The organism is Mesorhizobium sp. M0030 (assembly GCF_040323695.1).
Lineage (GTDB): Bacteria > Pseudomonadota > Alphaproteobacteria > Rhizobiales > Rhizobiaceae > Mesorhizobium.
The window spans coordinates 1-21,096 of record NZ_JAMYVE010000013.1; the positions used below are offsets into that span (position 1 = coordinate 1).

At 62.9% G+C, this 21,096-nt stretch carries 23 protein-coding genes; 5 read left to right on the forward strand and 18 right to left on the reverse strand.

The genetic code is table 11. From position 1 onward, the window contains the following. Positions 1-201: 201 nt before the first annotated feature. The 12 genes from NKJ80_RS23505 to NKJ80_RS23560 all read right to left on the reverse strand — a co-directional run bounded on the left by NKJ80_RS23505 (position 202) and on the right by NKJ80_RS23560 (position 9,510). Positions 202-477, reverse strand: coding sequence for a sarcosine oxidase subunit delta (locus tag NKJ80_RS23505; RefSeq protein WP_023732171.1), 276 nt, complete (start codon positions 475-477; stop codon positions 202-204). A gap of 10 nt (positions 478-487) precedes the next feature. Then, entirely contained in the window at positions 488-1,741 is a 1,254-nt protein-coding gene (locus NKJ80_RS23510) for a sarcosine oxidase subunit beta family protein (protein WP_023732170.1), read from the reverse strand. A 36-nt stretch (positions 1,742-1,777) separates the two neighbouring features. After that, positions 1,778-3,085, reverse strand: a complete 1,308-nt coding sequence (glnT, locus tag NKJ80_RS23515) for a type III glutamate--ammonia ligase (RefSeq protein WP_023696631.1) — start codon at positions 3,083-3,085, stop codon at positions 1,778-1,780. A gap of 32 nt (positions 3,086-3,117) precedes the next feature. After that, the gene (locus tag NKJ80_RS23520; protein WP_352498396.1) at positions 3,118-4,446 is read right to left on the reverse strand and encodes an FMN-binding glutamate synthase family protein; all 1,329 of its coding nucleotides are present in this window, start codon (positions 4,444-4,446) and stop codon (positions 3,118-3,120) included. A 6-nt stretch (positions 4,447-4,452) separates the two neighbouring features. Next, a complete protein-coding gene (locus NKJ80_RS23525; RefSeq protein WP_352498397.1) occupies positions 4,453-5,181 on the reverse strand; it encodes a GltB/FmdC/FwdC-like GXGXG domain-containing protein in 729 nt (242 codons plus the stop codon). A 4-nt stretch (positions 5,182-5,185) separates the two neighbouring features. Then, entirely contained in the window at positions 5,186-6,082 is an 897-nt protein-coding gene (locus NKJ80_RS23530) for a class II glutamine amidotransferase (RefSeq protein WP_023668550.1), read from the reverse strand. An 84-nt stretch (positions 6,083-6,166) separates the two neighbouring features. Beyond that, positions 6,167-6,490, reverse strand: a complete 324-nt coding sequence (locus NKJ80_RS23535) for a hypothetical protein (protein WP_352498398.1) — start codon at positions 6,488-6,490, stop codon at positions 6,167-6,169. Next, positions 6,487-7,176, reverse strand: coding sequence for a hypothetical protein (locus NKJ80_RS23540; protein ID WP_023704841.1), 690 nt, complete (start codon positions 7,174-7,176; stop codon positions 6,487-6,489). Before NKJ80_RS23540 ends, NKJ80_RS23535 begins: the two co-directional genes overlap by 4 nt. Positions 7,177-7,218: 42 nt before the next feature. After that, positions 7,219-8,613 (reverse strand): APC family permease, encoded by a 1,395-nt coding sequence (locus NKJ80_RS23545; protein ID WP_023815207.1) that lies wholly within the window; start codon positions 8,611-8,613, stop codon positions 7,219-7,221. A gap of 14 nt (positions 8,614-8,627) precedes the next feature. After that, the gene (locus NKJ80_RS23550) at positions 8,628-8,789 is read right to left on the reverse strand and encodes a hypothetical protein (RefSeq protein ID WP_023668546.1); all 162 of its coding nucleotides are present in this window, start codon (positions 8,787-8,789) and stop codon (positions 8,628-8,630) included. A gap of 27 nt (positions 8,790-8,816) precedes the next feature. Further along, entirely contained in the window at positions 8,817-9,194 is a 378-nt protein-coding gene (locus NKJ80_RS23555) for a hypothetical protein (RefSeq protein WP_023668545.1), read from the reverse strand. 28 nt (positions 9,195-9,222) lie between these two features. Beyond that, positions 9,223-9,510 (reverse strand): hypothetical protein, encoded by a 288-nt coding sequence (locus NKJ80_RS23560; protein ID WP_023668544.1) that lies wholly within the window; start codon positions 9,508-9,510, stop codon positions 9,223-9,225. A 283-nt stretch (positions 9,511-9,793) separates the two neighbouring features. Between NKJ80_RS23560 and NKJ80_RS23565 the strand changes: the two genes are divergently transcribed. Genes NKJ80_RS23565 through NKJ80_RS23580 form a run of 4 tightly spaced genes read left to right on the forward strand, consistent with a single transcriptional unit; the run spans position 9,794 to position 13,578 of the window. Then, a complete protein-coding gene (locus tag NKJ80_RS23565; protein ID WP_023815208.1) occupies positions 9,794-10,927 on the forward strand; it encodes an aminomethyl transferase family protein in 1,134 nt (377 codons plus the stop codon). Positions 10,928-10,969: 42 nt separating this feature from the next. After that, the gene (locus tag NKJ80_RS23570; protein ID WP_023668542.1) at positions 10,970-11,566 is read left to right on the forward strand and encodes a dimethylamine monooxygenase subunit DmmA family protein; all 597 of its coding nucleotides are present in this window, start codon (positions 10,970-10,972) and stop codon (positions 11,564-11,566) included. After that, complete coding sequence (locus NKJ80_RS23575; RefSeq protein ID WP_023815209.1) at positions 11,563-12,528, forward strand: PDR/VanB family oxidoreductase; 966 nt, start codon at positions 11,563-11,565, stop codon at positions 12,526-12,528. Before NKJ80_RS23570 ends, NKJ80_RS23575 begins: the two co-directional genes overlap by 4 nt. Positions 12,529-12,537: 9 nt before the next feature. Next, a complete protein-coding gene (locus NKJ80_RS23580) occupies positions 12,538-13,578 on the forward strand; it encodes a heme-dependent oxidative N-demethylase family protein (protein ID WP_023735617.1) in 1,041 nt (346 codons plus the stop codon). A gap of 165 nt (positions 13,579-13,743) precedes the next feature. On the opposite strand, the gene NKJ80_RS23585 is transcribed toward NKJ80_RS23580, so the two are convergent. After that, positions 13,744-14,454: a helix-turn-helix domain-containing protein gene (locus NKJ80_RS23585; protein WP_023687066.1), complete on the reverse strand. Its 711-nt coding sequence runs from the start codon at positions 14,452-14,454 to the stop codon at positions 13,744-13,746. A 267-nt stretch (positions 14,455-14,721) separates the two neighbouring features. Here NKJ80_RS23585 and NKJ80_RS23590 point away from each other — a divergent pair, with 267 nt between their 5' ends. Beyond that, entirely contained in the window at positions 14,722-16,080 is a 1,359-nt protein-coding gene (locus NKJ80_RS23590) for a trimethylamine monooxygenase (protein WP_352498399.1), read from the forward strand. Positions 16,081-16,121: 41 nt separating this feature from the next. Here NKJ80_RS23590 and NKJ80_RS23595 read toward each other — a convergent pair whose 3' ends face one another. The 5 genes from NKJ80_RS23595 to NKJ80_RS23615 form a co-directional block, all read right to left on the reverse strand. Then, positions 16,122-16,916, reverse strand: a complete 795-nt coding sequence (locus NKJ80_RS23595) for a hypothetical protein (protein ID WP_023754056.1) — start codon at positions 16,914-16,916, stop codon at positions 16,122-16,124. 154 nt (positions 16,917-17,070) lie between these two features. Next, positions 17,071-17,208, reverse strand: coding sequence for a hypothetical protein (locus NKJ80_RS23600; protein ID WP_023726364.1), 138 nt, complete (start codon positions 17,206-17,208; stop codon positions 17,071-17,073). Between the two features lie 4 nt (positions 17,209-17,212). Beyond that, entirely contained in the window at positions 17,213-18,013 is an 801-nt protein-coding gene (locus tag NKJ80_RS23605) for a hypothetical protein (protein WP_023738438.1), read from the reverse strand. Positions 18,014-18,020: 7 nt separating this feature from the next. After that, entirely contained in the window at positions 18,021-20,000 is a 1,980-nt protein-coding gene (locus NKJ80_RS23610; RefSeq protein ID WP_023735615.1) for an ABC transporter permease, read from the reverse strand. Beyond that, positions 19,997-21,076, reverse strand: a complete 1,080-nt coding sequence (locus NKJ80_RS23615; protein WP_023668534.1) for a quaternary amine ABC transporter ATP-binding protein — start codon at positions 21,074-21,076, stop codon at positions 19,997-19,999. The genes NKJ80_RS23610 and NKJ80_RS23615 overlap by 4 nt, the downstream gene beginning before the upstream one ends. Between the last annotated feature and the right edge of the window lie 20 nt (positions 21,077-21,096).

The following is a 21,096-nucleotide window of genomic DNA, read 5'->3' on the forward strand; positions in this document are numbered from 1 at the left end:
CCCCCCCCCACCTACCCATTTGGGCGTCCGCCCCCGCCCCCCCCCCCCCCCCACCCCCCCCCGTGGGGGGCGGCCCCGCGCCGCCGCGGGGGGGGGGGCCCGCGGCACCGACCCCCACCCGGACCTGCGGTCCGACCTCCCCACAAGGGGGAGGTAGGGGGCTGGCGCTTTTCGCGACGGCTACGATTTCGACAGGATAGCTCATTTCGCCACCTGCCTCGCCCCGGCGCCCGCCGCCGGCTCCACCGCCGAGATCTCGTGCGTCAGCGTGTTGCGGGTGACCTTCAGCCAGGCCCGGCAGCCACCGCCGTGATACCAGTTCTCTGCCATCACGCCGGCGATGTTGTCGCGCAGATAGACATAGTCGTAGACGGCATCTTCGCCGGCATCCGCCGCCGGCCGTACAGGCTTGGCGTCGCCGAGATAGCTGAACTCGCCGAGTTCGCGTTCGCCGCAGAAGGGACAGACAATACGCATCTCGCCAGCCTCAGTGCAGGTTCGGTTGGGCGCCCTGGCCCTTTTCGTCGATCATGGCGCCAGTCCGGAAGCGGTCGAGGCGGAAACGAGCCGCCTCCTTGTGCGTTTCGTCACGCGCCAGCAGATGGGCAAAGACCAAGCCCGACCCCGGCGTCGCCTTGAAGCCGCCATAGCACCAGCCGGCATTGAGATAGAGTCCGTCGACCGGCGTCTTGTCGATGATCGGCGAGCCGTCCATCGACATGTCCATGATGCCGCCCCATTGGCGCAACAGCCGCACGCGACCGATCATCGGGATCAGCGCCATGCCGCCCTCGCAGACATCCTCCATGACAGGCAGATTGCCGCGCTGGGCATAGGAATTGTAGCCGTCGATGTCGCCGCCGAAGACCAGCCCGCCCTTGTCCGACTGGCTGACATAGAAATGGCCGGCGCCGAAGGTCATGACGCCGGGAATGAGCGGCTTGATCGCCTCCGAGACGAAGGCTTGCAGCACATGGCTTTCGATCGGGAGGCGCAGGCCAGCCATTGCGGCGACGCGCGAGGAGGAACCCGCAACCGCCATGCCGACCTTGCCGGCGCCGATCTTGCCGCGCGAGGTCTCGACACCGGCCACCTTGCCGTTGCCATCCCGGACAAAGCCGGTGACCTCGCAGTTCTGGATAATGTCGACGCCGAGTTCGCTCGCCGCATGGGCATAGCCCCAGACCACCGCGTCGTGGCGCGCCGTACCGCCGCGGCGCTGCAGGAGGCCGCCCTGCACGGGAAAGCGCGCATGGTCGAAATTCAGGAACGGCAGCATCTTCTTCAGCGCCGCCTGGTCGAGCAGTTCGGCATCTATGCCATTGATGCGCATGGTGTTGCCGCGCCGCGCATAAGCGTCGCGCTGCGCATCGGAATGATAGAGGTTGAGGACGCCGCGCTGGCTGACCATGGCGTTATAGTTGAGGTCCTGCTCCATCCGCTCCCAAAGCTTCATCGAAAGCTCGTAGAAGCCGGTATTGCCGGGCAGGCCGTAATTGGAACGGATGATGGTGGTGTTGCGGCCGGCATTGCCGGAGCCGATCCAGCCCTTTTCCAGCACGGCGACGTTTCTGATGCCGAACTCGCAGGCGAGGAACCAGGCGGTGGCGAGCCCATGGCCGCCGCCGCCGATGATCACCACATCGTAGTGGTCCTTGGGCGGCGCATCGCGCCAGGTGCGCTGCCAGTTCTTGTGGCCGGAAAGGGCAGCACGGGCGAGCGAGAAGATCGAATATTTCATCAGGTCATTCCGAGGTCGCTCGCACAGCTGGGACGATTATATGTCCAGCGTGTGGTCGCGCTCCCATTGCGTGAAGTGCGAAGCATAGGAATTCCATTCCTGGTGCTTCAGCTTTAGATAAGCCGACGAGAATTCCTCACCCAGCGCCGCCTTGAGCGATTTGTCCTTGTCGTATTCGCGAAGCGCGTCGAGCAGATTGAGCGGCAGCTTCGGCGCGCCTTTCACCGTGTGGCCGTTCTGGTACATGTCGATGTCGTAGCGCTTGCCGGGATCGGCCTTGGAGCGGATGCCGTCGAGACCGGCGGCAATGATGACGGCCTGCAGCAGATAAGGGTTTGCGGCGCCGTCCGGCAACCGCAGCTCGAAGCGGCCGGGGCCGGGCACGCGCACCATGTGGGTGCGGTTGTTTCCGGTCCAGGTCACCGTGTTCGGAGCCCAGGTGGCGCCCGAAATGGTGCGCGGCGCGTTGATGCGTTTGTAGGAGTTCACCGTCGGGTTGGTGATGGCGGCCAGCGCCGAGGCATGTTTCATGATGCCGCCAAGGAAATTCTTGCCCTTAGCCGACAGGCCGAGCTCCATCGCATTGTCGGCAAAGACGTTGACCTTGCCGGCCTTGTCCCACACCGAAATATGGGCGTGGCAGCCATTGCCGGTCAGGCCCTGGAAGGGCTTAGGCATGAAGGTCGCGCGCAGGCCGTGCTTTTCCGCCACCGACTTGACCATGAACTTGAAGAACGAGTGCTTGTCGGCGGTCGCCAGCACATCGTCGAAGGCCCAGTTCATCTCGAACTGGCCGTTGGCGTCCTCATGGTCGTTCTGGTAGGGGCTCCAGCCCAGCGCCAGCATGTGGTCGCAGATCTCGGCGATGACATCGTAGCGGCGCATCACTGCTTGCTGGTCGTAGCAGGGTTTTGAAGCCGTGTCGTATTTGTCGGAGATGACGCTGCCGTCCGGCGAGATCAGGAAGAACTCAGCCTCGACGCCGGTCTTGACATGCATACCGTCAGTGGCGGCTTCCGCAATCAGCCGGCGCAGCGTGTTGCGTGGCGCCTGCTCGACTTCCTTGTCGTCCATGATGCAGTTGGCGGCGACCCACGCGACATCGCGCTTCCACGGCAGCTGGATCACCGAATCCGGATCCGGCACCGCCAGCATATCAGGATGCGCCGGCGTCAGGTCGAGCCAAGTGGCGAAACCGGCGAAGCCGGCGCCGTCCTTCTGCATGTCGGCGATCGCCTGCGCCGGCACCAGCTTGGCGCGCTGGCCGCCGAACAGGTCGGTGTAGGAAATCATGAAATATTTGACGCCGTTCTCTTTGGCGAATGCGGCGAGATCGTTCCCCATTATAGCTCCTCGCTTATTTTGATGTGATTTTGTTAGAAGCCGTTTTTCCCCGGTATCCAGTTGGTGCCGGCCAGCGGCACGCCTGCCATGGCGGCGGCTTCGATGGTGAGGGCTACGAGATCCTCGGGCTCGAGATTGTGCAGGCTGTTCTTGCCGCAGGCACGCGCAATGGTCTGCGCCTCCAGCGTCATCACCTTGAGGTAGTTCGCCAGCCGCCGTCCGGCGGCGATCGGATCGACCCGCTTCATCAGTTCCGGGTCCTGCGTGGTGATGCCCGCGGGGTCGCGACCCTCGTGCCAGTCGTCATAGGCGCCGGCGGTGGTGCCGAGCGCATTGTACTCCGCCTCCCAGCGCGGATCGTTGTCGCCGAGTGCGACCAACGCTGCCGTGCCGATCGACACCGCGTCAACGCCGAGCGCCAGCGCCTTGGCGACGTCGGCGCCGTTGCGGATGCCTCCGGAGACGATCAGCTGCACCTTGCGGTGCATGCCGAGATCCTGCAGCGCCTGCACTGCCGGCCTGATGCAGGCAAGCGTCGGCTGGCCGACATTTTCGATGAATACTTCCTGGGTGGCCGCCGTGCCGCCCTGCATGCCGTCGACCACGACGACATCGGCGCCGGCCTTCACCGCAAGTGCTGTGTCATAATAGGGGCGGGCGCCGCCGACCTTGACGTAGATCGGCTTTTCCCAGTCGGTGATCTCGCGCAGTTCGAGGATCTTGATCTCGAGATCGTCCGGCCCGGTCCAGTCGGGATGGCGCGAGGCCGAGCGCTGGTCGATGCCCTTCGGCAGCGTACGCATCTCAGCGACGCGGTCGGAAATCTTTTGTCCCAGCAGCATGCCGCCACCGCCGGGCTTGGCGCCTTGGCCGACGACCACTTCGATGGCGTCGGCGCGGCGCAAATCCCTGGGGTTCATGCCGTAGCGCGACGGCAGGTACTGGTAGACCAGTTGCTTGGAATGGCCGCGCTCTTCCTCGGTCATGCCGCCGTCGCCGGTGGTGGTCGACGTGCCTGAGAGTGTGGCGCCACGGCCGAGCGCTTCCTTGGCCGGGCCGGACAGCGAACCGAAGCTCATGCCGGCAACGGTGATCGGGATCTTCAGCTCGATCGGCTTCCTGGCGTAACGCGAGCCGAGCACGACGCTGGTGTCGCAACGTTCGCGATAGCCTTCCAGCGGGTAGCGCGAAATCGACGCGCCGAGGAACAGCAGGTCATCGAAATGCGGCAGCTTGCGCTTGGCCCCGGCGCCCCTGATGTCATAGATGCCGGTCGCCGCGGCGCGGCGGATTTCGGAAAGCGTGTAGTCGTCGAAGGTCGCGGATTTGCGCGGCGTCGTCGGCGGGTTCTTGTAGGTCATGCTGCCTCAATACGCGTCGGCGTTGTCGATATTGAAATTGTAGAGCGTGCGCGCCGAGCCGTAGCGCTTGAATTCCGACGGCTTGACGCCGGTGACGCCGGCGCGGTCGAGCAGTCCCTGCAGCAGTTCGATATGCTCGGGCCGCATCTCCTTGGCGATGCAGTCGGCGCCCAGGCTTTCGACCTTGCCGCGCACGAACAGCCGCGCTTCGTAGATGGAATCGCCAAGTGCGTCGCCGGCATCGCCCAGCACCACCAGATTGCCGGACTGCGCCATGAAGGCCGACATGTGGCCGATATTGCCGTGCACGACGATGTCGATGCCCTTCATCGAGATGCCGCAGCGCGACGAGGCGTTGCCCTCGATGACGAGCAGCCCGCCCTTGCCGGTGGCGCCGGCATACTGGCTGGCGTCGCCCTTGATGACGACCGAGCCCGACATCATGTTTTCGCCGACGCCAGGTCCGGCCGAGCCGTGCACGGTGATGGCAGCGCCGTCATTCATCCCGGCGCAGTAGTAGCCGACGCTGCCGCGCACATCGATGCTGACAGGCTGGTCGACGCCGACGGCAACCGAATGGCTGCCCTTCGGGTGCAGCACTTCCCACGCCGTCTCGTTGGAACCAGGCGTCAGATTGTGAAGCGCCTGGTTGAGCTCACGCAGCGACGACACATCGAGATCGAAGACCCGGGACGCCTGGTCTTGCGCCGCCTTCGAAAGTTTGGTTGCCGGCATGGGCTCAATGCTCCCAGAAATAGACGGTTGCGGGTTCCGGTTCCCAGACCCTCGCATTGTCTATGCCGGGCAGTTTGGTCAGCGCGCGATATTCCGAGCCGAAGGCGACATACTGGTCGGTCTCGGCCATGACGGCGGGCTTGCAGGCGATCGGATCGCGCACCACGCCGAAACCGTTCTTGGTGCCGACGACGAAGGTGAAGAAGCCGTCGAGGTCGGACAGCGTGCCTTCCAGCGCCTCACCGAGGTTCTTGCCATGCGCCATCTGCGACGAGAGATAGGCGGCGGCGACCTCGGTGTCGTTCTCGGTCTCGAATTTCATGCCCTCCCGCACCAGCTCACGCCGCACATTATTGTGGTTGGACAGCGACCCATTGTGCACCAGGCACTGGTCGGCGCCGGTCGAGAACGGATGCGCGCCCATAGTGGTGACGGCCGATTCCGTCGCCATGCGGGTATGGCCGATGCCATGCGTGCCGGTCATCGAGCGGACGTCGAAGCGGTCGACGACCGCTTCCGGCAGACCGACTTCCTTGTAGATTTCCACCGCTTCGCCGGCGCCCATGATGCGCACGTCGGGGCGGATTGACTGCAGCGCTTCGCGCGCGGCATCGACCTTGTCGGGCGCGGTTCTCAACACTGCATGGGTGGACTTCACCGCTATGCTCACCGGCGCGCCGATGGCCTTTGCGAGTTCGGCGTCGAGGCCGCGGAAATCGCGCTCGGGCTTCGCGGACTGGATGGTGATCTTGGCTTCATTCCTGGAAGGCGCGCCATAGATGGCAATGCCGGCGCTGTCGGGGCCGCGATCGCTGAGCGATATCAGCATCTGCGACAGCATCGAGCCGAGCTGCGGCTCAAGCGACTTGTCTTTCAGAAAAAGTCCGACGATTCCACACATGTCAGCCTCCCGACGTTACCACTAGACGATGATGTATCGAATGCGTCGTGCGAATTCAATCGTATGAAAAAAATATTCCTGTAGTTACGTATCCAGCTCGATGCGGCCTTGTGAACTATCGCCGCCGTCGCGGGCGCTGTGAATCCATGTGGCGGTGCGGATGCGGGCTATTCTGTAGGCATCGAGGATCGACAGCGCATAGATCAGGAAGCCGCCGGCGTGGCGGCCGACGAAGCTGGCATCGGCCGGCGCGATCTTGGCCGTCACCCAGGCGAGGATCACCATGAAGAACAGGAACTGCAGGCCGCGCACGGGCACGCCCAGAATGACGTGGCCGCTGGCCGGTAAGACGATGGCAGCGCCGAGCACCAGATACGGGTTTGTTGGAGCGGGAGAGGGAGCGCTCATGCGACCTGCCTTTCCTGTCGGTTGATGGCATCGCGCAGCACTGAGGCCGAGGTCAGCAGTCTCTCGACCAGCGTTGGATCCAGCCTTGCGCCGCCGAATGCGGCCTGCCGGAACACGCCGTAGCGCGCCCGCTCGGCCTCGGCCAGCAGCCAGACGATGCGCACGCCGTTCGGGGTGATCAAGAGTTCCTTGGCGCGGCCTTCGGCAAAGATGTCGAGATGGCTGGCGATCAGGTTCTGCGGAAAGCGCGCCGCCCTGAGGTCGGTTCGCAGCACGGCTTCAGCCGGAAATCCCGGAGCCTTCGGCAGCGTATGCTGAAGATGATCGAAATTGGAGAAGGTCGTCGGCGAGCCCGGCCGCATCATCATGTCGAAGGTCGCCGGCACCGCAACCGGCTCTGTGATCGTGACACTCAACCATCGCGCCGGCAGCTTTCGCGTTGCCAGCGTGTCGACGATGGTGCGCAGCTGCACGCGCTGTCCGTTCCATGTGCCGGCCCAGGTGACAACGCCGGCTGTGCCATCGGAGACATCAACGGCATCTGTGATGACGGTCCGGATGCTGGCTGCCTCGGCTGCAAGATCAGCCTTGGCCTTTTTGCGGCTGGCGCGCGTATGCCAGGCGAGGTGCAGGACGAGAGCCACGGCGACCGCCCCGGCCAGCAATGCTGTCGTCACGTCAGACACCTCGTCACGCCATGCCCGCCCAGACCGGCAGGCCCTCTCCTGTCAATAGCCCTGCGGCTTCGGCCACGGCATGGTGAACTGGTCGCCGCGGCGCACATAGCGGTAACGGTAGAAGTGGAACCACAGCGAGATCAGGAAGTAGAAGGCGACCATGGCGATCAGCTGCGTGCCGTAGCCGAGGAAGATCGCAAAGAAGGTCACCACGCAGAGGCAAAACAGCACGATCGCCGGGATCGGGTGGAACGGGTGCGTATAGCCGCGGCGGATCGTGCCCAGCGGCCACTTTTTGCGGAACATCATGATGTTTATGCTCATGAAGGTGTATTGCAGCACGCCCGACAGGATTGAGAAGGTGATCGCCTGGTTGAGGTCGGCGATGAAGGCGAAGGCGAGCGCGATCGGCAACAGGAACAGGATCGAGCGATAGGGCGTGCGGTATTTCGGGTGCACGGCCGAGAACCATGTCGGCAGATAGCGGTCGCGTCCAAGCGAGAACCACGCGCGGGCCGCATCGTTGATACAGCCATTGGCCGACGCCAGTGCCGCGAGCAGCGTGGCGACGAACAACAGGTTTTCCAGCAGCGGGCTGCCGGTCAGCTTGCCGGCGTCCCACAAGGGATAATAGGTGATACCGAGGTACTCCCAGGGCATCAGCGAGGCGCAGACATACCAGGTCATGGCGGCGGCGATCAAAAGCGTGATCATGCCGGCCATGGTGCCGTAAGGCAGCGAACGCGCCGGCGAGCGCACTTCCTCGGCGGCCTGCGTGGTGCCTTCGATGCCGAGATAGTACCAGATGCCGAACTGGAAGGCCGCGATGACGCCGATCCAGCCATAGGGCAGCGCATTGGCGGGGGTGACCAGTTCGTTGAGCTTCAGCACAGCACCCTGCGTCCAGGGGCTGACCGAGAAGAACAGGATAACGATCGAGACATAGGCTATCGCCGTGATGACGAAGTTGACGTTGAGCGTCATCAGCACGCCGCGATAGTTCAGCCATGCCAGCACGACGATGGTGGCGGCAATGAAGGAGTTGTGGGTGAGCCCTTCGACGCCGGCCTTGGCGACGATGGTGTCGCCGAGCAGGATGGCGTCCGAAACCTCCAGCATGGTGTAGGCAAAGACCAGGAACAGCGCGACGTTGAAGGCCATCAGCGGCCCGACAATGTGCTTGGCCTGCGCGTATTGGCCGCCGGCGGCGGCAACCGTCGATGTCACCTCGGAGTCGATCATGGCGACCGAAGTGTACAAGAGCCCGACCACCCAGCAGACGATCAGCGCCGCCAGTGCGCCGCCCTTGTCGGCCGAGAAATTCCAGCCGGTGAATTCGCCGACCAGCACGATGCCGACGCCAAGCGCCCAGACATGGGCCGGGCCGAGCACGCGTAGCAGTGAAACCCTGTCGCCGTGTATTGCCGGTTCAAGCGTGATCGTCATTGTTCAATCCCCACTCAGATCCGGTGTTTTTCGGAAGCGGCTTCAAGCTCGCCTTCGCGCGAGGAAGTCAGCACCTCCTCGGAATAGGTCGTGTCGATCTTGAACCAGTCGTAGAGCATCCACAGCGCAAGCACGACCGAGATGCCCCACGATGCGTAAGAGAGTGCGACCCACATGAGCGTGCTTCCCCAAAATCTCTGGCGTTACTTGTCGTCGAACTTTTCGTTGATGACGTCGCGATATTCGCGGTCGGAGGCGCGGAACAGGAAGACGAAATAGCCGATCAGCACCGCCGCCATGATGATCAGCGTCGGCCAGTCGATGATGTAGTGGAAGCGGTTCTGGATGATGTCGTGCGCGGTCTCCGGCGTATAGCCGAGCTTTTCCCAGATCGAGGCCATGGTCGGGTTCTGTCCCAACGCTTCCCAGGTTTTGGCATCGAGCGCGTCGATGGATTTCGCCGCACCCGCCAGGCCGAGTTTCAATGGCAGCCACAGCGCCACGAAAATGGCGACCACGACGACCACGATATCGAAAATCTGCCCGGCCTTGCCTTGTTCCGGCGGCGTGTAGCGCGACATGACTTCTACCCCTCAGGACGTTCTGTTTTCAGGACTTGCGGTTGCGGGCCGCGTCGGCGTTCTTGATGTCGAGACCGTAGATGAAGTCCTTGTCTTCCTTGTAGTGATTGACCATCGCCAGGATGGCGGCCGTATTGAAGATCAGCACGGCGGCGGCAGCGATAGCGACGACGATCTTGATCCCGGTGTCCGGGATGTAGGGCCATGTCATGACAAGCACGAAGAGGATCGTCGCCCAAAGGCAGATGATCAGGAGCGCGGATCCGCGCAGGTCGGAACGGTACAGCGCTTCGATGCGCTGCTGCAGGTCTGACATCGGTTTCCCCTTTTCCAGCGTCCGACCCCGAATTGGCCGCCCGCTGCCCTCTTTCAACAGAGTGAAATTTTTTTCATAAATTCGGGCCGAATCCAGCAATTGTCAAGCCGATTTTACGTTGGGTTAACCGTTTGTCCCCAGCCGCGAATTTTGCCTGACAATGAAATTATTTGCTTCCGGGTATTGCGGCATCAGGACGTTTGCGATCAATATTCGACCAAATGCTCCCGCCTCGCGCAGGGAGCCGGGAACACAATAGAATTTTCGAACGGAGGATTTGCGGATGACGGCATCCTGGAGATTTTCGACCCTGGCGGATCGCCATCGCGCGTTAGGCTCGAAGCTCGAAGACTGGAGCGGCATGGGCACCGCCTGGACCTACGACAAGGACGCCGACGAGGAATACACCGCCATCCGCACCAGGGCCGGGCTGATGGATGTGTCGGGCCTGAAGAAGGTTCACATCACCGGGCCGCACGCCTCACACCTCATCGACCTGGCAACGACGCGCGACGTGGAGAAGATCTATCCCGGCAAGTCGGCCTATGCCTGCATGCTGAACGAGGCCGGAAAATTCACCGACGACTGCATCCTCTACCGCACCGGGCCGAACGCCTGGATGGTGGTGCACGGCTCCGGCACCGGCCATGAGGAATTGCAGCGCGCTTCCGTCGGCCGCGACGTATCGCTGCGCTTCGACGACAATCTGCACGACCTGTCGCTGCAGGGACCGACCGCGGTCGACTATCTCTCAAAGCATGTGCCGGGCATTCGCGACCTCAACTATTTCCATCATATGCAGACGCAGCTGTTCGGCTTTCCCGTCATGATCTCGCGCACCGGCTATACCGGCGAGCGCGGCTACGAGATATTCTGCCGCGGCCAGGACGCCGGCACGATCTGGGACAGGATCCTCGACGAGGGCAAGAGCGCCGGCATCATTCCGTGCCGCTTCACCACGCTCGATATGCTGCGCGTCGAAAGTTATTTGCTGTTTTATCCCTATGACAACTCGCAGAAATATCCGTTCGAGAACGAAGGCCCCGGCGACACGCTGTGGGAGCTCGGCCTCGACTTCACCGTCAGCCCCGGCAAGACCGGCTTTCGCGGCGCCGAACAGCATTACCGCCTCAAGGGCAAGGAGCGCTTCAAGATCTACGGCGTGCTGCTCGACGGCAAGCAACCCGCGGATGAGGGCGCGCCGGTCTATCGCGACGGCAAAAAGGTGGGCGTGGTCACCTGCGCCATGTATTCGCCGCTGGTCGAGAAATCGATGGGCATCGCCCGCCTCGACGTCGACTGCGCGGTCAAGGACACCAAGCTCGAGATCCGCAACAAGAGCGGTTCGATCAGGGCGACGGCGCAGCCTCTGCCCTTCGACGATCCCAAAAAGACCAAGCGCACGGCGAAAGGCTGAGGCACAATCGACAGCGAGGGGTTTCGAGGTACGAAGTAGAGAATGGCAGCCAAAACGATCATCAGCCGGCCCATTTACGGAACCCTGTCCCCGCAGCCCGGCAAGCATCATCTTTTCGTGGCGGATGCGGAAGGCGCGCTGGCGATCGTCGATATGGCAAGGACGGCGCCCCCCGGCTTCTTCGACGGCGCCGAAATCGTCTTCATTCCCGGGGCCGACGGCAAGCACGTTGCCGCTCTTGAGGCACTGAAGTCCGCGCAATTTCATGTCGCGCCAACCTTCGCCAGCCTGCTGCCCCGGCTGAAGCAGACGCTTGCCAACGCGCATATGGGCCTGCGCCTCTATCTCGCCGGCACCGAAGGGCTGATCGGCCAGGCCATGCAGGTGGCGCTCGAAGCCGGCATCGATCATACCTCCATGCAGACCGAGCATCGCGGCTCATTGGCGCGGCGCATGCAGTGCGTGCATTGCAAAGGCATCACCGAAAATGTGACGACGCAGCCGGCCACCTGCGCGCATTGCGGCCTGCTGCTTCTGGTGCGCGATCATTATTCGCGACGGCTGGCAGCATTCCAGGGCGTCTGCATAAATGCCGAGGATCGCTCGGAGATCCCTCCCATAGAGGAGGTCTTCCCATGAGCACCGGCACCACCAAGCTCGATGTCGTCGTCAGCGACGTCGTCCCGGTCAACGAACTGGTGACGCGCTTCCATTTCCGCCGCCGTGACGGTGAGCTTTTGCCGACCTTTTCCGGCGGCGCCCATGTCGTGGTCGAGATGCGCGATGGCGACCGCACAAGGCTCAATCCCTATTCGCTGATGGGATCGCCGCTCGACACCCGCGAATACACCATCTCGGTGCGCCGCGACGATGTCGGCCGCGGCGGCTCGTTGTTCATGCACCGGAGCGTCAAGCCTGGCCTGGAGATGGTGGTCAGCTACCCCGTCAATCTGTTCTCGCTCGACCTCAGGGCAAAGAAGCATCTGATGCTTGCCGGCGGCATCGGGATCACGCCGTTCATGGCGCAGACCGCGCAGCTCGCCGGGTCCGGCGGCAATTTCGAGCTGCACTACACCTGCCGCACCGCCTCGCTCGGCACCTATGCCGATGTGCTGCAGGAGCGCTATGGCCGTCGCGTCCGGCTCTATCACGACGACCGCGACGAGCGCATCGAACTCGACCGTCTGTTGTCCTCGCAGCCGCTCGGCACCCATCTCTATGTCTGCGGCCCGGCCGGCATGATCAACTGGGTACGCGACCGCGCGGCCGCTTTGGGCTGGCCGGCGGAGACCGTGCACTACGAGCATTTCGCGGCACCCCAGCCCGGCCTGCCGTTCGACGTCACACTTGCCGTCAGCGCCAAGACCATCCGCGTCGGCGAGCAGCAGAGCCTGCTCGAAGCCATCGAGGCCGCCGGCGTCGATCCGCCCTATCTCTGCCGCGGCGGTGTCTGCGGCCAGTGCGAGACCAACGTCGTCTCGTATGACGGCAAGTTCATCCACAACGACCACTGGCTGAGTGAGGAAGACCACCGTTCCGGCTGCAAGATCATGCCCTGCGTGTCGCGCTTCGAAGGCGAGTCGCTGGTCCTGGAAAGATAGGAGGCGAGCTTGGGCATCACCTTTCGCAAGGAAACGTTTCGCGACGATTTCACCTTCAGGAACAGCCCGGAGCACATCAGGCGGTTTCCGTTCCCGTTCCACGAAGACGCCTACATGTATGCCGTCAACATCGAGCCGCATGTCGTCGGTCCCAAGGGCAGCGTTCTGGAAAACCTGATCGACGTCGACGAGCACTATGTCGCCGAGATGCAGGACCGTGCACTGGTGCTGGCCGACGATCCGCTGCGCTGCCAGTCGCTGCCGCATATGACGCTGGCCGGCTGGGACCTGCTCGAACTTTTGATGGAGCAACAGGCACTTGGCTATCCCGAGCATTTCACCCTGACCCGCGACGGCGACCGCTGGCGCTGGATCAACCGGCCGCTCGGCATCGACGACACCTTCACCTTCGGCGACACCTCGACACTGCCTTACGGGCCGATGGAGTACATCACCCGCCAGAGCCAGGGTGATTTCTGCATTCTCGATCAGCGCGACGGCAATCTTTGGATGGACGCCGGCATGGTCACCACTCAGGCCGACTGGTCGCTCGATTTCGACATCGGCATGAATTTCTTCGAATGGCACGCGCCGGTGCCGTTGGCGCATGAAAAGGGCATTTTCGTCAGGGCGCTGAAGTTCCTCACCAACATCCAGCAGGGCAAGCCGGCGCGGCGGCTGAACTGGACGATGACCATAAACCCGCGCCTCGACACCAGTCCGGAGAATTACCACAAATGGGGCCCGGACCGCGCGACGGTAACGCCCGAAAATGTCGCCGACAAGGTGCATCTGCGCGTCGAACTGCAAAGCTTCTGGCGGCTGCCGCGCTCGAACGGCATCGTCTTCCCGATCCGCTGCTATCTCATCAAGATGGACGAACTGGTGACACAGCCGAAATGGGCAAGGCGACTGCACCGGGTGATCCGGGATTTGCCGGAAGAGCTGGCCACCTACAAGGGCCTGACGCGGTATCGGCCGACATTGGTGGAATGGCTGTCGAAGCTGGATGATGGCAGTGCGACGTCACCGGGGTTCGGGCCGGACTAAAGGCCCCCTCATCCGGCCGCTGCGCGGCCACCTTCTCCCCGAGCGGAGAAGAGATCGCCAGCGCCGACGCCAGACTCCTCTCCCCTCGGGGAGAGGTCGGATTGCCCCGAATTGCTCTTGCAATTCGGCCTTGGCAATCCGGGTGAGGGGGCTGCGGCGGTCCGACTACCCCGCGCTCTGCGGATAGCAAATAATCGACAGATACCGCATCGGAAGTTTCGTCAGTTGCTCCGGCCCGTGCGGCGCGTCGGCGTCGAAGAACAGGCTGTCGCCCGGCTTCATCGGATAGAGGTTGCTGCCGTGCCGGTACACCACCTCGCCCTCCAGCATATAGAGGAATTCCATGCCCTCATGCTGGAAGGTCGGGAACACATCCGAATCCTCGGTCAGCGTAATCAGATACGGCTCGACGACGACGCCGCTGGTGTTGGAGCCGATATGGCCGAGCAGATTGTATTGATGGCCGGCGCGGGTGCCGCGGCGTTCGACATCTAGCCCTTCGCCGGCCTTGACGAAGACGGCGCTGCGCTCTTCCTCGAATCGGCGGAAGAAGGCGGTGACGGGAACGCCGAGCGCCCTCGACAGCGCCTGCAGTGTGGTCAGCGACGGCGAGGTGATGCCGTTCTCGATCTTCGACAGCATGCCCAGCGAAATATCGGTGGCGACGGCGAGATCGGCGACGGTGATGCCGAGCTTCTTGCGGAAGGCGCGCACCTCGCGCCCGATCGCCACCTCCAGCACTTTTTCGCGGGTGTCGCGAATGGCATGCGGGTTCTGCGTCAGCGGCGCGCGGATGGTTTTTCCGTCCACGGAGGCCTTTGCCGGTGGCTTTGCCCTTGTCGAAGCAGTCTTGGAGTCGGAACTTGTCTTCGCCATCTCGCCTCCGAATCCCCCTGATTATTTCACTCCAGGTGAACATATTCGGTGCCGATACAGAAACGCAACCGCGCAGCAAGCCCCTTAAGTCGAATGGTGTCCGAACAGGATTTACGCCGTCATCCGTTTTTCCGGAAATCCGCTGGGGCGAAACGCGGTTTCTCCACTAGGCCTGTTGACAGCATCCAAGAGGCAATTACTGTCCTGTGAGTGAAATTTGTTTCGTAAGAGCAATTCCAAAAATCGAATGACACCGGGAGGCCTGCCATGAAAACGCGCGTTGCCGTCATTGGAGCGGGGCCATCCGGTCTGGCCCAGCTCAGGGCCTTCAAGTCGGCTGCCGACAAGGGCGCCGAGATCCCCGAAATCGTCTGCTTCGAAAAGCAGTCGGACTGGGGCGGCCTGTGGAACTACACCTGGCGCACCGGCCTCGACGAGCATGGCGACCCCGTCCACGGCTCGATGTACCGCTACCTCTGGTCGAACGGACCGAAGGAATGCCTGGAATTCGCCGACTATACGTTCGAGGAGCATTTCGGCCGCCCGATCGGATCCTACCCGCCGCGCGCCGTTTTGTGGGATTACATCAAGGGTCGCGTCGAGAAATCAGGCCTGCGCAAATGGGTGCGCTTCAACAGCCCGGTGCGCATGGTCACCTTCTCGGACGAGAGCAGGAAATTCACTGTCACCGCGCATGACCGCACCAACGACGTCACCTACTCCGAAGAGTTCGACAATGTCGTCGTCGCTTCCGGGCATTTCTCGGTTCCCAACGTTCCCTATTTCGAAGGCTTTTCGACCTTCAACGGCCGTATCCTGCACAGCCATGATTTTCGCGACGCCATGGAGTTCAAGGGCAAGGACATACTGATCATCGGCCGCTCCTATTCTGCCGAGGACATCGGCTCGCAATGCTACAAATACGGCGCCAGATCGATCACCTCCAGCTACCGCTCCAAGCCGATGGGGTTCAAATGGCCGGAGAACTGGAAGGAAGTGCCGCTGCTGCAGAAGGTCGTCGGCAAGACGGCGCACTTCAAGGACGGCACCACAAAAGATGTCGACGCCATCATCCTGTGCACCGGCTATCTGCATTCCTTCCCGTTCCTCACGGAAGAGCTGAAGCTGAAGACCGCCAACCGCATGTGGCCGGACGGGCTCTATGAGGGCGTCGTGTGGGAGAAGAACCCGAAACTGTCCTATATCGGCATGCAGGACCAGTTCTACACTTTCAACATGTTCGACGCCCAGGCCTGGTTCGCCCGTGACGTCATCATGGGCCGCATCAAGCTGCCGTCGGGACAGGCGATGGCCGAGCACGGCGCCAAGTGGCGGGCACGCGAAGAGACGCTGGAAGACGCCGAGCAGATGATCTGGTTCCAGGGCGACTACACCAAGGAACTGATGGACCAGACCGACTATCCCGGCTTCGACGTCGAGGCGGTCAACCAGACCTTCATGGAATGGGAGCACCACAAGTCGGAAGACATTATGAGCTTTCGCGACCACGCCTACCGCTCGCTGATGACCGGCACCATGGCGCCATTGCACCATACGCCCTGGCTGCAGGCGCTGGACGACTCGATGGAAAGCTATCTCCAGGTGAAGGGCGTGGCGGCGGAATAGGTCGGCGTGATGCAAAACAATGCGCCGGCACCGGCCCAGTTTCAATTCAGAGGGTAGTCGGGAGCCGCATCGGTCTCCGTCACCTTGACCCACACCAATTCGCTATAATAGGCACCCTCCGGGCCGGTGCCGTACATAGACAGCCTGTCAGCCATCAGCAGATGTGTCATGTCGTTGAGTGCCCGGCCGGTCGGCTCCTCGGGCCAGGCGAAGACGCCGTCGGTTTTGGCGCCGAACCTCACATCGGTGCATCCGAAATCGATCTCGACCTTCCACGACAGCAACGGCCTGATATCGCTGAGCGGCGGGCGCGGCGGATCGGGCTGCTCGAAGTGATGGTCGACCGAGACTCTCGTCGGCACTGCCGGCGTGATGCCTTTGGCTTTGAAGGAGGCGATGGCGTCGTCGCCAAATCGTGCGAGCAGGCCAGCGTGCCATAACCGGTAGGTCGCGCGGAAAAAGCCGCTGACCCGGATAGATTTGCCATCGTTGTTGAAGACGTTCACAGCGGCGTAGAAACGGCGCAGTCGTGGCGCCAGCGCCCGCCAGTCGCATTCGGCCGGTGTCCCCGGCGTCGCGATGAAATCGTCAAGCAGATCGCTGCCGCGCACATTGGCGTTCAGCACCGTGCAATCCTCACCATGGATATGCCAGTGCCGCCGGAGCTCGGCTGCTGCGATGCCAGGCTTGCGCAGCTCTTCCACCGAGGCGCGAACCCGAGCAATCGCGTAGGACGTAGCCGCATCCAACGTCTCAAACCCCGAAACCACATGCTCGCCGGTTTTGGCCATGTCGAAGACGACGACAGTAAAAGGCGGTTTGCGCTGATCGGGCATTCGGCAGCAAGCTCAGGCTGGTCGAGGATGAAGCAGCTTTCCGCGCGAAAATGCGTCAAAGTCAAGAGCTGGAGCGCGGCCTGCCATTTCCAGAAGAGGCGAACTCCAGAAGAGGCGAAACCGTCTATCCGAGCCGTGCTTGAGCTTTCGCGGCTCAGGGGTCGAAGACCGACCGCGATGATGTCGATGGCAGGTTGTTGCCAGCCCGCGACAATGCCGCGACTTTGGACAGTGCGACCAACACTTCCTGGCCGAGATCGCGTGTGCCGGCCACGGGGCAGGTGATGATCATCACTTCAATCCAGCGGATAGTCGGGAGGCGCCTCCGTCTCGGTCACCTTGGCGGTTAGTATCTCGCAGTCGTTGGCCCAGTCGGGGCCATCGCCGCGCATGGCCATCATGTCGGCCATCAGCAGGAACTGCATGGTTCTGAGCGCCCAGTCGGTGGGCTCTTGCGGCCAGGCGAAGATTCCGGCGGCGTCGCCGCCGAACTTCACGTCATGGCAGACAAAACCGACCTCGACCTTCCAGGATCGCAGCGTCACGCCTGGCGGCGGGTAGGGCGGGTCGGGAAGCTCGAAGTAATTGGCGACCATGAGCTTCGTCGGCTCCGCCGGCTCGATCCCCTTGGCCTTGAAGGCGGCAATGGCGTCGTCGCCAAAGCGCTCGAGGAGGCCGTCTCGCGTCAGCCTGTAGGTCGAGCGAAAGAAGCCGCCCGCCCAGACGGATTCGTTGTTGCCGTTGGAGATCAGCAGCGAGGCGCGGAAGCGGCGCAGCCTTGGCGCGAGAACTTGCCAGTTGCATTCGGCCGGCATCGACGGCGTCGCAATGAAATCGTCGAGTAGATCGCTGCCGCGCCCTCCGGCGTTCAGCACCGAACAGTCTTCGCCATAGAGGTGCCAGAGCTGGCGAAGCTCAGCAGTGGCGATGCCGGGCTTGCGCAACTCCTCCACCGAGGCGCGAACCCGCGCAATGGCGTAGGACGTCGCCGCCTCCAGCGTCTCAAACCCCGAAACTACGTGCTCCCCGTCCGGCTCGCCGGTCTTGGCCATGTCGAAGACGAGTACGGCAAAAGGCGGTTCGCCGGGATTGGACATTCAACAATTATCCTAGTCTTGCCCGCGCCTTCGCCGTCCAGGCATTGAACAGCCGGTCTGCGACGATGCCGATGAAAGCGATGGCGAGACCCGCGACAATGCCGCGTCCGGAATCGGCCTTGGACAGCGCGATGAAGACTTCCTGGCCGAGGTCGCGTGTGCCGACCATGGCGCAGATGATGATCATCGCCAGCGCCATCAGGATCGTCTGGTTGACGCCCAGCATGATTTCGGGAAGCGCCAGCGGCAATTGCACGCGAAAGAAGGTCTGGCGCGGCGTGCAGCCGGAAACCTTCGCCGCCTCGATCAGCGCCGGCGGCACTTGCCGGATGCCGTGATTGGTGTAGCGGATCGCTGGCACCACGGCGAACGCGACCGTTGCGATCATGGCGGTGACGTCGCCGACCCGGAACAGCATCACCACGGGAATGATGAAGCAGAAGGACGGCAGCACCTGCAGCGTGTCGATGATGGGCGTGACGATCTTTTCGAAGCGGTCGCTGCGGGCGGCCGCGAGACCGATCGGAATGCCGATCAGGCAGGCGATGAAGGCCGAGATGCCGCAGAGATAGACTGTGGCCATAGTCTTTTCCCAAAGGCCGGTGACGGCGCAGAAGGCGGTCAGCGCCGCGACAAGGGCGGCCAAACGCAGGCCACTGAGCTGATAGCCGGCGAGGCCGAGCAGGGCCACCGCGCCGAGCCACGGAAAGCCTTCGCAGAAGGCGCGCAGCGGGTTCAGTACATTGAGGATGAGCGCCACGCGAAACGCTTCGATCACGTCGAAGAAGTTGATCGTCACCCAGCTCACCGCCGCCTTCCACAGTGGCGCGGTGGTGAAGGTGATCTCCTTCGGCACCGCTGCGAAGGCCGGTACGAACAGGCCGAGCAGCGTCGTCACGACCAGGATGGCGATGGCCAGCGACAGATTGGGATAGCGCCGCCAAACGCTCTGGTTCGCCTGCCGTTGAACGTGGCCTTTTGCCTGCTTATGCGCGATCGCCTGGCTCAGCCGGTCGAGCGCGATTGCGAGCGCCACAATGGCGAGCCCGGCTTCCATCGCTTCGCCGACCTTCAGCGCACGCAGCGCCAGCAGCACATCATAGCCGAGGCCGCCGGCGCCGATCATCGAGGCGATGATCACCATGTTCAGCGCCAGCATGATCACCTGGTTGACGCCGATCATCAGTGTCGGCCGCGCCGACGGCAGCTGCACGCGCCACAATTTCTGCCGCGCCGTGCAGCCGGCCATCTCTGAGAAATCGTCGATCTCGGAGGGCACCCGCGACAGACCCAGCATCGTTGCCCGCACCATGGGCGGCGTGGCGAAGATGGCGGTGGCGATCATCGCCGAGACCGGGCTGTTGCCGAACAGGAGCAGCATCGGGATGAGATAGGCGAAGGTCGGGATGGTCTGCATCAAATCGAGGGCAGGGGAGATGATCAGCCGCTCGGCCCATGGCTTGCGCCACGCCCAGATGCCGGCGAACAGGCCGGTGACGATGCAGAACGGCACCGCGATGGAAATCAGTGCCAGTGTCAGCATGGCGCTGGTCCACTGGCCGAACAGCGCGGTGTAGAGGAAGCAGCCGCCGACCAGCATGCCGAGTTTTCTACCGCCCACGGCGTGCCCGGCGATGAAGGCGGCTACGCAGACGCCGATCCAGGACAGGCGCGGCAGGACATAGGCATCGGCACCGTGACCAATCTTGAAATTCTTGGCCAGCAGGTCGAGCGCGAAATCGAGGGGAACGCCGAGCACCGCGGTGATCGAGCGGGTCAGCCAGGACAAGTTCGACTTGATCCAGCGCATCAGCGCACTGACCCAGTCGGCGACGGGAACGACCGCATCGGCCGGATAGTCGACCGCCCATGGCAGCCTCTCCTGCAGCAGGAATACCACCAGCACGGCGGCCAGCGCCAGCGCCCAGATCAGCAGCCAGCGCTGAACCGGTGGCCTCGTTTGGCTGGCGCTTGCAGTCACCGTCATGCGCCGGCTCTTTGCTTGTCGATGCCGGCCAGCAGTCCGATCACGGCTTGCGGCGTCACCTCGCCGATCGACTTGCCGCTGCCGTTGACCACCGCGAACGGTTTTCCCGAAGCGACGATGCTGGCCGAGAAGCTGGCGATCCTGGCGTCGGGCGAAACCGTGCCGCCATGCTCGGAGCCATCCAGGGCACGCATCAGGCTGCGCGCCGAAATCACCTTGGCGCGGTCGACATCCCGGGTGAATTCGGCGACATAGTCGGTCGCCGGATTGACCACCAGTTGCTCCGGTGTGCCGATCTGGATGACCTCGCCGTCCTTCATGATGGCGATGCGGTCGGCCAGCCTGATCGCCTCGTCGAAATCATGGGTGATGAAAACGATGGTCTTGTGCAGCATGGTCTGCAGCCGCATCAGCTCGTCCTGCATCTCGCGGCGGATCAATGGGTCAAGCGCCGAGAACGGCTCGTCGAGGAACCAGATCTCCGGCTTGGTCGCGAGGCTGCGGGCAATGCCGACGCGCTGCTGCTGGCCGCCGGAGAGTTCGCGCGGATAGAAATGCTCGCGGCCGCGTAAGCCCACGAGATCGATCACCTCCCGCGCTCTCGCTTCGCGCGTCGGCCGGTCTTGGCCCTGGATACTCAGCGGGAAGGCAATGTTCTCCAGCACGTTCAGATGCGGCAGCAGCGCGAAATTCTGGAACACCATGCCCATGCGATGGCGCCGCAGTTCGATCAGCGCCGAATCGGAAATCTTGAGCAGATCGTTGCCTTCGAATTCGACCTTGCCGTGGGTCGGCTCGACCAGCCGCGACATGCAGCGCACCAGCGTCGACTTGCCGGAGCCGGACAGCCCCATAATGATGAAAATCTCGCCCTGGCGGATTTCGAGATCGACGGCGCGCACCGCGCCGACCAGTCCGGCCGCGGCGATGTCGGCCATGCTGGCCTTGCCGTCACGCTCGCGGATGAAGCTGGCCGCGTTCGATCCGAACAGTTTCCAGACATTACGGCAGGCAAGCTTTATCGGCCGCACATCCTCCGGCGTGCCAGTTGCCTGCGGTTCAGTCGCTTCCGTCATCCAATGGTCCTTCTGGAAAA